The sequence below is a fragment of the Hydrogenivirga caldilitoris genome (assembly GCF_003664005.1).
In the GTDB taxonomy this organism is placed as follows: Bacteria; Aquificota; Aquificia; order Aquificales; family Aquificaceae; genus Hydrogenivirga; species Hydrogenivirga caldilitoris.
Window position 1 is genome coordinate 933,531 of sequence record NZ_RCCJ01000001.1, and the last position, 13,270, is coordinate 946,800.

The following is a 13,270-nucleotide window of genomic DNA, read 5'->3' on the forward strand; positions in this document are numbered from 1 at the left end:
GCTTGTTTAAAAGGAGGTTGTGGGATAATTTAAACTCTCATGAGCCTTGATAAAGTAAGGAACTTCTCAATAATAGCTCACGTTGACCATGGCAAGTCTACTCTTGCAGACCGCCTTCTGGAGTTTACTGGGGCTGTAACTGAAAGGGAGAGAAAGGAACAGCTATTGGACACTCTGGACATAGAAAGGGAGAGGGGTATCACGATAAAGATGCAGGCAGTTAGAATGCTCTACAAAGCGAAGGATGGTGAAACTTATAAACTTCATCTTATAGATACACCAGGGCATGTAGATTTCTCCTATGAAGTGTCAAGAGCTCTCGCCGCTTGTGAAGGTGCGCTTCTGCTTGTAGATGCAACTCAAGGGATAGAAGCTCAAACGGTCGCAAACTTCTGGAAGGCTGTTGAGCAAGACTTGGTGATAATTCCAATAATAAACAAGATAGACCTTCCCGCAGCGGAGCCTGAAAGGGTTATAAAGCAGATAGAGGATATCCTCGGTCTTCCCAGGGAAGAAGTTATACTGGCTTCAGCAAAGGAAGGTATAGGTATTGAGGAGATACTTGAGTCTATAGTTCAAAGGATACCGCCACCCAAGGGAAAGGTAGATGCACCTTTAAAGGCTCTCATATTTGACTCTTACTATGACCCATACAGGGGAGCGGTTGCCTTTGTCAGGTTATTTGACGGAGAGCTTAAAGCTGGAGACAGGATAAAGCTCTTCTCCACCGGGAAGGAGTATGAAGTCACCGAAGTGGGCGCTCAAACTCCAAAGATGACAAAGTTTGATAAGCTTGAAGCCGGAGACGTAGGATACATAGCTGCCTCAATAAAGGATGTCAGGGATATAAGGATAGGGGACACCGTAACCCTTGCAAAGAACCCAACCAAGGAGCCTGTTCCTGGTTTTAGACCTGCAAAGCCCATGGTTTTCGCGGGAATTTACCCTACCGAAGACACAACCTTTGAGGAGCTTAGAGATGCTCTTGAGAAGTATGCAATAAACGATGCTGCCATAGTTTACGAGCCCGAAAGCTCTCCGGCTCTGGGTATGGGTTTCAGGGTCGGCTTTCTGGGACTCCTACACATGGAGATAGTTCAGGAGAGGCTTGAGAGGGAGTACGGGGTAAAAATTATTACCACAGCGCCGAATGTAATATACAGGGTGAAGAGGAAGCACTCCGGAGAGATTTTGGAGGTCAGAAATCCCTCAGAGTTTCCGGATAATCTTGGCTTAGTTGAGAGGGTAGAAGAACCTTATGTTCTTGTAACTGTTATAACTCCTAAGGAGTATGTTGGCAACATAATGCAACTGTGTCAGGAAAAGAGAGGCGAGCAAAAGAAGTTCTCCTACCTTGATGAAAACACAACAATGCTGGAATACGAAATACCCCTTTCAGAGGTTATTCTTGACTTTCACGATAAAGTGAAGACCCTCTCCAGAGGTTTTGCTTCCTACGACTACGAGTTTATAGGCTATAAACCTTCGGACCTCGTTAAGCTCCACATTCTGATAAACAAAAAGCCGGTTGATGCCCTTTCCTTCATAGTACATAGAGACAAGGCTTACAGAAGAGCAAGGCTGATAGTTGAAAAGCTCAAGGAGACTATACCCAGACAGCTCTTTGAAATACACATTCAAGCAGCCATAGGAGGAAAGGTTATAGCATCGGAAAGAATAAAGCCTCTAAGGGCAAATGTTACAGCTAAGTGTTACGGGGGAGATATAACCAGAAAGAAAAAGCTTCTTGAGAAACAGAAAGAGGGAAAGAAAAGGATGAAGCAGTTTGGTAACGTTTCATTACCACAGGAGGCATTCCTAAGCGTTCTTAGTGTAGAATAGGAGCATTATGAGGGAGAAGGACAGGTACGTCAACATCTTAATAGTTGGATACGGAGGGAGAAAGGCAAAGAGCCTAAAGTTAAACGTAACCTTTCTAAAGAGAACGTTAGTTCTATCGGGGATACTCTTTGCCGGAGTGCTAACCTTTTCCTTGCTGTCCTTTTACGAGAACCTCAGCCTGAAAAGGGAAGTGGCACAGCTAAAGGCAGAAAGAGAAAAATTGAAAGTTTTACTTGCAAAAGAGCAGGAAAGGAACTCATACCTTCAGGAATTCAAGGATAAGGTAAAACTCCTTGAGGGAAAGCTGGTTACCATAGATAAGTTTCTCAGAGAAAAGGGGATAAGGCGAGTTCCAAGCGGTGTTGGTGGAGCTAAAACCAAGCTTGATATCCTTGACATTGAGTATGTGAGCTTCCTTCATGAAGAGGCAGACAAGTTTCAGAAGTACCTCAGCAGGGTACCCCTTGGACCCCCCGTTTGGGGAAAGATCACATCCCGGTATGGATACAGAACCGACCCTTTTACAGGAAATTATGAGTTCCATGAAGGGGTGGATATAAAGGCTCCCTGGGGAACAAGGGTTAGAGCCACAGCCGATGGAAAGGTCATATACGCAGGCTGGAAGGGTGGTTACGGAAAGGTTGTCATACTTCAACATGCTTACGGGTTCAGGACTATGTATGCTCACCTTTCAAAGATAAGCGTTAATCCGGGTCAATGGGTCAAGTCTGGGGATGTGGTTGGTTACGTAGGTTCAACAGGAAGGTCCACAGGTCCTCATGTCCACTACGAAGTGTGGAGATACTCAAAACGTGAGAATCCAATAAAATACATGTATGTGAGGTGGTGAAATGTTCGGTGGAAAAAAGGAGTCCTTTAAGGCTATAGAGGCTGCAGATGTCAACACTTTGATAGGTGAAGGGTGCACCTTTGAGGGAAATCTTAACCTGTCAACCTCTACCAGGATAGACGGGAGAGTTAAAGGGAATATAAAGAGTGAAGGTACACTTGTAATAGGAGAGACAGGAAGAGTTGAGGGTGACATTCAGTGCACAGAGATACTCATATACGGAACTGTGAACGGAAACGTTGATGCCCAGAGGATAGAGCTTAAAAAAGGTGCAGCACTGAGCGGTGACGTCCGTGCCGAAGTGTTCGTCATTGAGGAAGGGGCTACCTACAACGGGCACTGCTCAATGGGAAGGGTAACTCTACCGGAGACGTCCGAGATTAAAATTCCCGATTGAGGAGTTCCTTTGCCTTAACCAGCTCTGTAATTACCATATTTACAGGCGTAGCTACATTATGCTTTTCGCCTAACTTACATATGGCTCCGTTGAGGGCATCTATCTCTGTTTTTCCTCTCTTTATATCCGCAAGCATGGAGGGAAAGTGGGCTGCGGTTGGCGGAATTAACTTCTCATAGAATACCCTTTTGTAGTCTTCAGCACTCTTCCAAAAGGTTTCTATGCCCGCAGACCGTGTTACTTCAAAGATTTCATAGATGATTCTATCCATTAAACTCCTGGTGTGGGGATTTTCAGAAAGGGTACCGTAGTTCACCTCAAGGAGGGCTCCAAGAGGGTTCAAGGCACAGTTGTATATTATCTTATCCCACAGGTATCTGTATACCTCTCTCTCGTATCTTGTTGGTATTCCCGCCCTGGTGAAGATGTCGGCAAGCTCTGTGAGAAACTTTTCACTCAGTATTCCAGAAGGGTCACCTATGACTACGTCGTCTGCAGATACAGTTATCTCTATAGCTCCCGGCTCTATAATCCGTGAACCGAATATTACGCGTGCAAGGATCACTCTTCCCTTTCCGTACCTTTCTACAGCTGCCTCGTAGTTACCGTAGCCGTTCTGGGCTATCATTAACAAAGTGTCTTTCCCAAACACAGGTCTTATCAATTCCAGGGCACTGACCGTGTCATAGGACTTCACGGACAGTATTATCAGGTCGGGTACAGACCCCAGTAAAGATATATCCTCTACGGTTTTCACAGGGGTATCAAACTCCCCCCATATGCCCCTTACCGAAATCCTGTTAAGTTTTCTCCCCCTTTTAACCAACCCAATGGCATCATGACCCGCTTTCGTTAAAAAAGCCAGGTAAGCACTCCCTATAGCTCCTACACCCACTATAAGAAACTTCATGCCCTCACTTTATTATGAGCCAGAAGCTTTCAGCCCATTTGCTTGTGTTGTTGTTCCTGCACTTTACTCCGACCCTGTCCCACCTCCTCTTTAGTTCCGGTAGACCGTCTCTGAATATAAGACTGTCTTCTCTCTTGGCTATCTTCCAACCCAACTCCGTTATGTAAATCCTGCAGTGCGAATAAACTCCCGAATTCTTTATAACCGCACCTATTTTTTCGGGCGGATTTTTCTCCAAAAACCCCCAGCCTGGAACAAATGTTTCAATGGGAAGAACCTCACGGTTTAATTTCTTCTTGAAATTGTTCATTTCACTCCAGCTACCCACTATAGCTTGCCTCGGTATCCTGTATAAGTCGGTAGTGTGGTCAACGTTTCCTGGGTCTTGGGTAAAAACCGCCTCGTACCCTCTTTCTCTAAGAATTTCCAATATCTCTTTATTGTAATACCCAAAAGGTAGGGCGTAAAACCTTGGCTTTACCCCAAAAAGCTCTTGGAACCTCTTCTCGCTTTTATGCAAGTCTTTTAAAAACTCCCCCGTGCTTTTGATAAGACCAAAAGGCTTGTGAGAGTAAGAATGGTTTTCAAACTCAACCAGCCCTGAGTTCTTAAGCTCCTCCAGTTCCTCCATGGTCAGAAAGTCAGGATACCTTCCTACGGCTTCCATATAAAGGAATACGGTGAAAGGGAAGTTGAACTTCCTGAGAACTCTGTACGCTCTGTAGGTTGAGCGGTAGCCATCATCTATAGTTATAACCACTGTCTTTTCTGGGATTTTCTCCCCTTTTTTAAGAAGTTCAACCAGCTCGCTGAGTCTTATAACCCTGTACCCTTCCTCCTTTAAGTACTTCATCTGAGATTCAAACTTCTCCATGCTCACAGAGGTAGTCGGATATCTATCGTCACCGAACCTGTGGTAGAGAAGTATAGTTGCAGTCCCTGCAAACAGCTCACCTGAGATAAGAAGGGTCAAGAACACAGTAATCAAGCTCGGTAAGATTGTTCTCCTTAATAATTCTCCTAAGCTTCCTAACATATCTACCTCTCTCTATGGAATAAAACTCTAAAAATTTTAATAGCTTGACAGAGCCAAATCCCTTTAATCGGTACTTTCTGAACTTTTCGTAAGCCCATCCTGCGTTCACGTTGTACATGTAATCCCTCACCGCATCAAGTATTGAGCTGTAAGCCCTCAAATGGACATTATTTTCCTGAGCTTCAATAGCGTTGCTTTTATCCTTAAATGCCCATATACCAAAGAGGTTGTTTCCCTCTAGGAAGAATCTGGATGTACCCCAACCACTCTCAATAGCAGCCTGGGCTATAACCAGACTTGGGGGAACGGGATGAGCTTTTAAAAGGGCGTCCTCTATTGACTCCGACTTACACCTGCCAAGAACACTCTCCACAAATTCTCTTTCAGCTCTGCTGAGCTTGTATCCCAAATCCAGTTTTTCAAGAATCTTTGACAGGTTTTTCCTTGTTTGGGCAACCTCATAATTTGCTATGAGGACAGAGGGTAAAACCATGTCTATGAACTTTCTTTTCTTTTCCTCTGGTTGAAGCTCAGCAAGAGAAACCGCATTCGTATAGGTAACGGGGATTACAGCTTCACACCTAACATTTATTATGTCTTCCGGGGAGTTCAAGCTTCTGTAAATCACCTTTATGTTAGGAGGTTTTATGAGGGTTACCTGTCCAGTCAGGATGGAGGCTATCCTCTTCCTATCTGGAAAGGAATTGAGTGACACAAACAAGACACCCAGGAACAGCAGCAAAGGGGTAAAAAGGGAGATGGCTCTCCTCATGGCTTTATAATTTTATAAAGTTATGATTCTGAGTGACAGAAGTATAAGGGAGCTTATAGAAAAGGGGGTTCTGTCTGTAGAGCCCTTTGAGGAAGCTCAGGTACAGTGCTCCTCCCTTGACCTCAGGTTAGGGAGAGAGTTTGCAAGTTACAAGGAAACCGACGTTATAGATATAAAAAGGGGAACTTACAGGGTTGAGAAGATTGAGGTGGACGAGTACATAGAGATAAAGCCTAAGGAGTTCCTTCTGGCTACTACAGTTGAGTATATAAAACTACCTTCCCACATAACCGCCTTTGTAGAAGGACGCTCCTCTCTGGGGAGACTTGGTCTTTTCATTGAGAACGCCGGGTGGGTTGATGCAGGCTTTGAAGGACAGATAACTCTTGAACTCTACAATGCAAACAACGTTCCTATAAGACTTTACGTAGGTATGAGGATATGTCAACTTGTTTTCGCAGAGCTTGATAGAATACCCGACAGAGTTTACTCGGGAAAGTACAAGGGACAGAGGGGTGTAACGCCTTCCAGGATTGAGATGGACACGGACCTATGAAGTTTTTACTTACGGCTGTAATTATGCTTATCGTGTCCTGCGCCCAGAGACCTGTAAAGGTGGAAAAACCTGAAATTAAGGTGCCCGAATACTTTACCCCCGTGAAGGGAAACTTCCATAAAGGTGAAAGAGGATTCTTCATAGAGACTAAATGCTCCGATTTCGTGAGAGCGGTAGAGTCCGGAAAGGTCATATACGCAGGCAGAGACCTTGAGAACTACGGCTGGGTGGTCATAGTGGAGCAAAGCGATGGCTTTGTCTCAGTGTACGGCAAGCTTAAAGACCCATGGGTAAAGACAGGAGAGGGTATAAAGAGCAGGCAGGTTATAGGAAAGGTGGGAGAAGATAAGGGAACCTGTGGTATATATTACGAACTGAGGGATGCTTACGGGAAGCCCATATTTCCCGCGCTGAGGTGATACCATGGTGTTAATTCTCCTCTTTGCTTTGCTCACGGCAGCTCACGGTATTGAGCTTGGGGATAGATGCGATATTCAGTACGGCAGGTGTATCTTTGACTGTGTGCAGGAGTTCCCCCTTGACAAAAAGAAAAGGAGCGGTTGCGAGACAAGGTGTAAGATAAACAAGGGGTGGTGTAAAACCAACAAGGCTATGAAGGATATAGCCAACGATATAAGCAAATTCTTTCAGGGGTTTTCAAAGGAAAAGTGAGTAGTTACCTCGGACTTTTCCTGTATCTGTTGCTGTTTACTGCCACGAATACCTTTGGTGAGGAATACATCGTAAGAGCTAAAGACCTGGCAGATGTCCCAGGTACTATACTCAAAAAGATTGATAGGAACACTTACCTTGTTGAGCTTGAGAGTTTGCCCGTTGGACTTAAAAGTCTCTCTACGGGAACGCTAATTGAAAAGAACTACAAGCTCTGGGCTTTAAATGCCCCGAATGACCCATGTTTACAGGCAAGGTGGGACTTGAATTTTATAAGGGCTTATCAAGCCTGGGATATAAGTACCGGCTCCAGGACAATTTACGTTGCCGTCCTTGACACGGGAGTTGACTACAGTAACCCAGACCTTAAAGACAACGTATGGAAGAACCCAGATGAGGTCTGTGGCAACAATATTGACGATGACGGTAACGGATACGTTGATGACTGCTACGGCATAGATGTGGCAAATGGCGACTCGGACCCGATGGACGACAACGGGCATGGAACGGCCATAGCGAGTGTTATAGGTGCTGTAGGAAACAACGAAACCCTCATAGCGGGTGTTAACTGGAGCGTAATAATAATACCCTGCAAGTTCTTAGACTCATCCGGAGGTGGAACCATCGCGGGAGAGATAGAGTGCCTTAATTACATATTGAACCTTAAAAGGAACAAGGGATTGAACATAGTTGCGGTAAACGCGAGTTATGGAAATGTTTACCCGGACAGCGAGATACAGAGGGAAAAGATAAGGGAACTGGCTAACGAAGGGATAATGTACGTAACCGCTGCCGGGAACGAAGGGGCTAACAACGACCTCATATCTATGAACCCCTGTAACTACGACCTTGATAATATGCTCTGCGTTGGGTCCGTGAACTCAACGGGGGACAGATCCGGCTTTTCAAACTATGGGTTTAACAAGGTCAAGTTATCGGCTCCAGGAGAGAATATACTTACCCTTGAAAACAACAATTCCGGCAGCAGCTGCTCGGACCTTACTTCCCTTTCTGGAACCTCATTCTCAACCCCTTTTGTTACGGGTGCGGTTGCACTTTTCAAAAGCACCTATCCCCTGAGCAGTTACACTGAGGTTAAAAAGCACCTACTGACCACGGGCAGGAACAATCTGTCCCTTTCCGGGCAGACTTACACCTGCAATATACTTGACCTTTATTCTCTCATGAACGGGGCTGTTTCCCCAAAGGTTTGTGCCTCAACGCTATCCTTGGATTGGGGCGATGTCCAGGAGTGTACAACCGTTGAAAAGGAGCTTATTATTAGGAACACTGGGAATCAAAGGGTTCAGGTGGCAAACCTTTACCTAGAGGGTGGGGGTTTCCTCCTTACAAAGGACGGGTGTTCCGGGAGGTTGCTTGATACCTTTGAGGAATGCAGTGTCTTCCTTGCCTTTTCTCCTGGAGGCTCAGGCGACTATACCGGTAGCATGTACATACACTTCTCTGATTCAGGACTGGATTTCAGCGTAAGCCTCCACGCTGCAAGCTCCTCAAGCTGTGGCAAATCCGGAGGGTGTACTACGGGAAACCCTTGGGTAGCGTTTATACCTGTCCTTGTATTCTTAAGGCTGCTTACAAGGTTAAGAAGACGTTGAACAGGAGGTGTTAAGTTCCGATATTATTACCTATGCTCAGGCGTGTGTCTATAGAAAACTTCCTGCTTATCAAAGACTTAGAGATTGAGTTCTCTGAGGGATTGAACATAATCTCCGGGGAGACGGGTACCGGTAAGTCTATGACTATATCAGCCCTTGAATTTGTTATGGGGAAACAGGGGGATTATCCGGAAGGAACCGCTGTTGAGGTTGAGGTTGAAACAGGGAACGAGGCGGTTATCCTAAGAAGGGAGATAAGGGCTGGAAGAAGCAGATACTTCTTGGACGGAAGGGGTACCTCTGCAAAGACCGTGAAGGAACTCCTTGACGGTACGGTATCAATACAAGGGCAGAACGAGTTTATAAAACTGTTGAAGCCCGATTTTCATCTCCAAGTTCTTGACAGGTTTGGTTCATTAGAAAGTTTAGTGGGAAAGGTAGAAGAGCTCTATGCAGACTACCTCTCAAAGAATAGGTTTTTAAAGGAGCTCTTTAGCCAGAAGCAGGAGATGCTCCAGAAGAGAGACTTCCTGGAGTTCAAGCTCAGAGAGATAGAAGAGGTGGGGCTCAAACCTGAGGAAGTTCTGGAGCTCAGAGAGAGGTCCCAGACCCTCAAAAGCTTGGAGAAGATAAAGAAGCTTGTGAGAGAATCCCTTCAGTATATATACGACTCGGAAGGCTCTGCCTATTCGGATTTAGGTAACGCTTTGAAGCTCTTGTGGAAAGCGAGGGAGATTGATCCGAGTGTTGAAAAGGAGCTTGAAGCCCTGTCCACGATTAAAGACAAACTCCTTGAAATATCTGATTCTCTGAGGAGTAAAGATTTTGACCTCTCTCAAGAGGAGATAGACAGGATAAACGAGCTGCTCTTCAAGGTTCAAAGGCTTGAAAAGAAATATGGAAAACCTTATGGAGAGATAGTTAAGGAGGCTGAAGAGATAAAGGAGCAGCTTTCTAAATCATACAGCTACGATGACCAGATTGAAGAACTCAGAGAGGAAGTCTTCCGTTTGGAGCGTGAGTTGTTAGAGCTCAGTGGGGAACTTAGCAGGATGAGAAAATCTGTAGCCAAAAAGCTTGAGGAAGAGATAGAAGGCGTACTTAAAGAGCTTAATCTTGAAAGGGCAAAGCTCAAAGTCCAAATAGAGAAGAGAGACCTAAGCAGGTACGGTATAGACAAAATCAACTTCCTCTTTTCCTCCTACGGTGGAGACCTGAAGCCCATTGAAGAGGTTGCCTCAGGCGGTGAGCTTACGAGGTTATTCCTCGCACTCGCATTGATCAAGCCCCCAGCAAGTACCTACGTATTTGATGAGGTAGATGTGGGTGTTAGTGGCGAGACTTCCGTTAAACTGGCAAAACTCCTTAGAAAAATCTCAAGGAACATGCAGGTAATAGCTATAACCCATTCCGCCCCTATGTGCGCTGCGGGGGACGTTAACTTTCTTACTGAGAAAAAATATCTGGGAGACATACCTTACATTCAGGTAAGGAAACTTTCCAGGGAGGAGAAGCTCAAGGAAGTAGCAAGGTTAATGGGAACCCAGACAGAGAACACAATAAGGGGAGCTGAAGAGCTTATGGAGCTTGTAAATCTGTGAAGAGGGAGTTCTCTGCAGGAGGGGTTCTGTTTAAAGATGGGAGTGTACTTCTCATAAAGACACCTTCTGGTGTATGGAGTTTTCCCAAGGGAAATGTGGAAAAGGGCGAGAAACCAGAAGAAGCGGCAGTTAGAGAGGTTATTGAGGAAACAGGGGTTAAGGGCAAGGTGGTAGATTATATCGGGGAGATAAGCTACTGGTACCAGCTGAAGGGGGAGAAAATATTTAAGAGGGTGAAGTACTTTCTCATGGAATATCTTGAGGGAGAGCCACAACCCTCATGGGAGGTACTTGATGCAAAGTTTTTCCCTGTTGAAGAGGCTAATAAACTTTTGAAATACAAGGGTGATAAGGAAATTTTCAAAAAAGCTCTTGAAAGGTTAAGTCCATAACCTTCCAAACTTATCAAGGGGGACGTTAGGCTCGGCGTTTATATCAACAGGTGCGGTTATACCCCTCTTGAAACGCTCAATCCCTGCGTAGGCAATCATAAGGGCGTTGTCTGTTGAAAGTTTCGGAGGTGGTATGTACAGCTCAAAGCCGAGCTCTTCAGACTTTTCTCTGAAAACCTCCCTTAGCCTGCTGTTGGCGGATACACCTCCCACAACCACCAGCCTGTTAATCTGCGTAGTATCCATAGCCTTCAAGCTTTTACTGACAAGAATATCAACTACAGCCTCTTGGAAGGAGGCAGCTACATCTTCTGGCCTGAATTTACTCTCCTTCCTTATGAGGTTCATCACGGCTGTCTTAAGTCCGCTGAAAGAGAAGTTCAAATCCTCACTCTCCATAAGAGGTCTTGGCAGTTTATAGATAGGCTCTCCCTCCTTAGAGAGTTTATCTATTATGGGACCTCCAGGATAACCAAGTCCGAGCATCTTGGCAACCTTATCGTAGCTTTCACCAGCCGCATCATCAAGGGTCCCTCCCAAAAACCTGTAACTCCCAAAATCCCGAACAAGGAAAAGATCTGTGTGTCCGCCTGAGACTATAAGTGCCAGGAAAGGATACTCTACCGCTTTCTCAAGGAATACGGAATATATATGCCCTTCCAGGTGATGAACCGGAACAAGGGGCTTACCCAAGGTGTAGGCTATAGCCTTTGCAAAGGAGACCCCCACGACAAGAGAAAGTATCAACCCAGGGGTGAGGGTAAAGGATACAAAATCTATCTTCTGGAGGTTAAAGTTTGTTTCCTTCAAGAGAAGGTCAAGAAGGGGGAGAAGGTTCCTCGTATGCTCCCTTGCAGAAAGCTCAGGAACCACACCACCGAACGGGGAGTGAACCTTTGCTTGGGAAAGTATAACATCCCCTATTGCCCCTTCTTCGGAGCTAAACAGAGCCATGGCAGTCTCATCACAGGAGGTCTCAACAGCGAGGGTTATCATGCAGCCTCTTTGTGTTGTATCTTAGCTTTTAACACCTCTATAGCCTTCTTTAACTGAACGTCTATATCTGGGAGGAGTATGACCTGACTGCCGTTCCCTTCTATCCTCATCTTTCTTATAGTTTGAGCGAGCTTTTCCCAGGTTTTTTCGTCCATGGCAACGCTTATATCGGGATTGATACCTTTCTTGTGTATAAGTCTTCCCTTCGGCGTGTAGTAGTGGGCTACGGTAAGCTTCAAGGCAGAACCATCTTCAAGGGGAATTATGTTTTGAACTGAGGCTTTACCAAAGCTCTTTTCCCCTACTATGATAGCCCTATTATGGTCCTGGAGAGCTCCCGTCACTATTTCAGAGGCACTTGCAGAGCCTTTATTTATCAAGACAACCACAGGTAGGTCTGGAGGCACAGTAGGTGCCTCTTTAGCGTAGTATTTTTCCTCATCCCTCCTACCTTTCGTATAAACTATAAGGCTCCCTTCAGGCAGAAACATGTCAGAAACCTTAACTGCCTCCGACAGCAGTCCTCCCGGATTGTTTCTTAGGTCTACTATGAGCCCGTGAACGTTTTGGGAGAGGAGGTCCTTCAGGGCTTTCTTCAGGTCCCTTGATGTGTAATGCTGGAACTGGGTTAGTTTTATATATCCTATATCCTCGTACTTTGTGTACTTGACGCTCTCTATCTTTATTATGTCTCTTGTAACCTCAACGGTGAAGAGTTTATCCTCGCCCTGCCTCATTATGGTGAGCTTTACCTTCGTACCTGGTTTACCTCTTATCTGTTTCACTATATCAATGAGTGTCTTACCAAAGGTATCTTCTCCGTCTACCGCTATTATTATGTCTCCAGCTCTAAGACCAGCCTTATAAGCCGGGGTTCCTTCAATAGGGGCGACCACTATCGGTCTCCCCTTCTCCATACTTATCTCAATACCTATCCCTCCAAACTCCCCTTCCGTTTCTTCCATGAACTCCTTGTACTTGTCTGGGGAAAAGAAGGAGGAGAAGGGGTCCAGGGAAGAGACCATGCCGTTCAAGGCACCGTATATCATATCCTTCATACTTGGCTCTTCAACGTAGTTTTCCTTTACTATCTTGAGTACATCGGTAAATAGCTTCAGATAGGAATACTCATCCTCCGAGGACACGGTCTTAGAGATTCCTACAAAAAACCCAGCCAAGAAAAAGGTACCGGCTATTACAGGTAAAAAGAACCTTCTCATTTAGCCTCTCCTTGATACAGTTCTATATTCTTTACATCGGTTATATAAAACTCTACATTTCCCACTTCCGTCTGAGCACTGCACCTGGTGGAAGAGGGTAAATGAAATCCCTCAACCTTACCATCCTTCAGATGCACCATAACTCTCACAGAACCATCCTCAACACCCAGAACTCTTATACTTTTTATAGATACCAGTGAAAGGGTGTAATCAAGGCTGCCCCGTTTGAACTTCAGGGTTGCTCCCTCGTTACACCTAAAAGCTTTAAGTTCATGAACAACACCCTTAGTATCCTCCACCTTTGCTTTGAGGTTCCTGAGTTCTGGAGGTATCTGGGCGGGCTCCGACATGCCATATACAGAAGTAACTGATAAGATTAACACAAGGACGTAGAGGATACCCATGCTTTC

General features: G+C 45.3%; 15 protein-coding genes. 9 read left to right on the plus strand and 6 right to left on the minus strand.

The window, feature by feature from the left end:
* The first annotated feature begins 39 nt into the window (after nucleotides 1–39).
* The 3 genes from lepA to BCF55_RS05095 are packed head-to-tail and all read left to right on the plus strand — an operon-like array spanning nucleotide 40 to nucleotide 3,089.
* The gene (gene lepA, locus BCF55_RS05085) at nucleotides 40–1,842 is read left to right on the plus strand and encodes a translation elongation factor 4 (protein WP_121010928.1); all 1,803 of its coding nucleotides are present in this window, start codon (nucleotides 40–42) and stop codon (nucleotides 1,840–1,842) included.
* A gap of 7 nt (nucleotides 1,843–1,849) precedes the next feature.
* Entirely contained in the window at nucleotides 1,850–2,692 is an 843-nt protein-coding gene (locus BCF55_RS05090) for a M23 family metallopeptidase (RefSeq protein ID WP_121010931.1), read from the plus strand.
* Between the two features lies 1 nt (nucleotide 2,693).
* Nucleotides 2,694–3,089, plus strand: coding sequence for a bactofilin family protein (locus BCF55_RS05095; protein WP_121010934.1), 396 nt, complete (start codon nucleotides 2,694–2,696; stop codon nucleotides 3,087–3,089).
* Here the strand turns inward: BCF55_RS05095 and BCF55_RS05100 are convergent.
* Genes BCF55_RS05100 through BCF55_RS05110 form a run of 3 tightly spaced genes read right to left on the minus strand, consistent with a single transcriptional unit; the run spans nucleotide 3,073 to nucleotide 5,807 of the window.
* A complete protein-coding gene (locus tag BCF55_RS05100; protein WP_121010937.1) occupies nucleotides 3,073–3,999 on the minus strand; it encodes a ketopantoate reductase family protein in 927 nt (308 codons plus the stop codon). The two genes, BCF55_RS05095 and BCF55_RS05100, sit on opposite strands and share 17 nt — an antisense overlap.
* Nucleotides 4,000–4,003: 4 nt before the next feature.
* The gene (locus BCF55_RS05105) at nucleotides 4,004–4,972 is read right to left on the minus strand and encodes a polysaccharide deacetylase family protein (protein ID WP_245960406.1); all 969 of its coding nucleotides are present in this window, start codon (nucleotides 4,970–4,972) and stop codon (nucleotides 4,004–4,006) included.
* Entirely contained in the window at nucleotides 4,950–5,807 is an 858-nt protein-coding gene (locus tag BCF55_RS05110) for a glucosaminidase domain-containing protein (RefSeq protein WP_121010939.1), read from the minus strand. The genes BCF55_RS05105 and BCF55_RS05110 overlap by 23 nt, the downstream gene beginning before the upstream one ends.
* A 22-nt stretch (nucleotides 5,808–5,829) precedes the next feature.
* Between BCF55_RS05110 and dcd the strand changes: the two genes are divergently transcribed.
* Genes dcd through BCF55_RS05140 form a run of 6 tightly spaced genes read left to right on the plus strand, consistent with a single transcriptional unit; the run spans nucleotide 5,830 to nucleotide 10,644 of the window.
* Entirely contained in the window at nucleotides 5,830–6,363 is a 534-nt protein-coding gene (gene dcd, locus BCF55_RS05115; RefSeq protein ID WP_121010942.1) for a dCTP deaminase, read from the plus strand.
* Nucleotides 6,360–6,782, plus strand: coding sequence for a murein hydrolase activator EnvC family protein (locus tag BCF55_RS05120; protein WP_121010945.1), 423 nt, complete (start codon nucleotides 6,360–6,362; stop codon nucleotides 6,780–6,782). The genes dcd and BCF55_RS05120 overlap by 4 nt, the downstream gene beginning before the upstream one ends.
* Nucleotides 6,783–6,786: 4 nt before the next feature.
* Nucleotides 6,787–7,035, plus strand: coding sequence for a hypothetical protein (locus tag BCF55_RS05125; RefSeq protein WP_121010948.1), 249 nt, complete (start codon nucleotides 6,787–6,789; stop codon nucleotides 7,033–7,035).
* Nucleotides 7,032–8,651, plus strand: a complete 1,620-nt coding sequence (locus BCF55_RS05130; protein ID WP_170144753.1) for a S8 family serine peptidase — start codon at nucleotides 7,032–7,034, stop codon at nucleotides 8,649–8,651. The genes BCF55_RS05125 and BCF55_RS05130 overlap by 4 nt, the downstream gene beginning before the upstream one ends.
* A gap of 32 nt (nucleotides 8,652–8,683) precedes the next feature.
* Entirely contained in the window at nucleotides 8,684–10,252 is a 1,569-nt protein-coding gene (gene recN / locus BCF55_RS05135; RefSeq protein WP_121010954.1) for a DNA repair protein RecN, read from the plus strand.
* Nucleotides 10,249–10,644, plus strand: coding sequence for an NUDIX hydrolase (locus BCF55_RS05140; RefSeq protein WP_121010957.1), 396 nt, complete (start codon nucleotides 10,249–10,251; stop codon nucleotides 10,642–10,644). The genes recN and BCF55_RS05140 overlap by 4 nt, the downstream gene beginning before the upstream one ends.
* Here BCF55_RS05140 and tsaD read toward each other — a convergent pair.
* From tsaD to BCF55_RS05155, 3 genes are read right to left on the minus strand one after another with little or no spacing between them, the layout of a single operon-like run.
* On the minus strand, nucleotides 10,633–11,640 hold the full coding sequence (gene tsaD, locus BCF55_RS05145) for a tRNA (adenosine(37)-N6)-threonylcarbamoyltransferase complex transferase subunit TsaD (protein ID WP_121010960.1): 1,008 nt from the start codon (nucleotides 11,638–11,640) through the stop codon (nucleotides 10,633–10,635). The genes BCF55_RS05140 and tsaD overlap by 12 nt on opposite strands.
* On the minus strand, nucleotides 11,637–12,860 hold the full coding sequence (locus BCF55_RS05150) for a S41 family peptidase (protein WP_121010963.1): 1,224 nt from the start codon (nucleotides 12,858–12,860) through the stop codon (nucleotides 11,637–11,639). The genes tsaD and BCF55_RS05150 overlap by 4 nt, the downstream gene beginning before the upstream one ends.
* Nucleotides 12,857–13,264 (minus strand): hypothetical protein, encoded by a 408-nt coding sequence (locus tag BCF55_RS05155; protein ID WP_121010966.1) that lies wholly within the window; start codon nucleotides 13,262–13,264, stop codon nucleotides 12,857–12,859. The genes BCF55_RS05150 and BCF55_RS05155 overlap by 4 nt, the downstream gene beginning before the upstream one ends.
* Nucleotides 13,265–13,270: the final 6 nt, after the last annotated feature.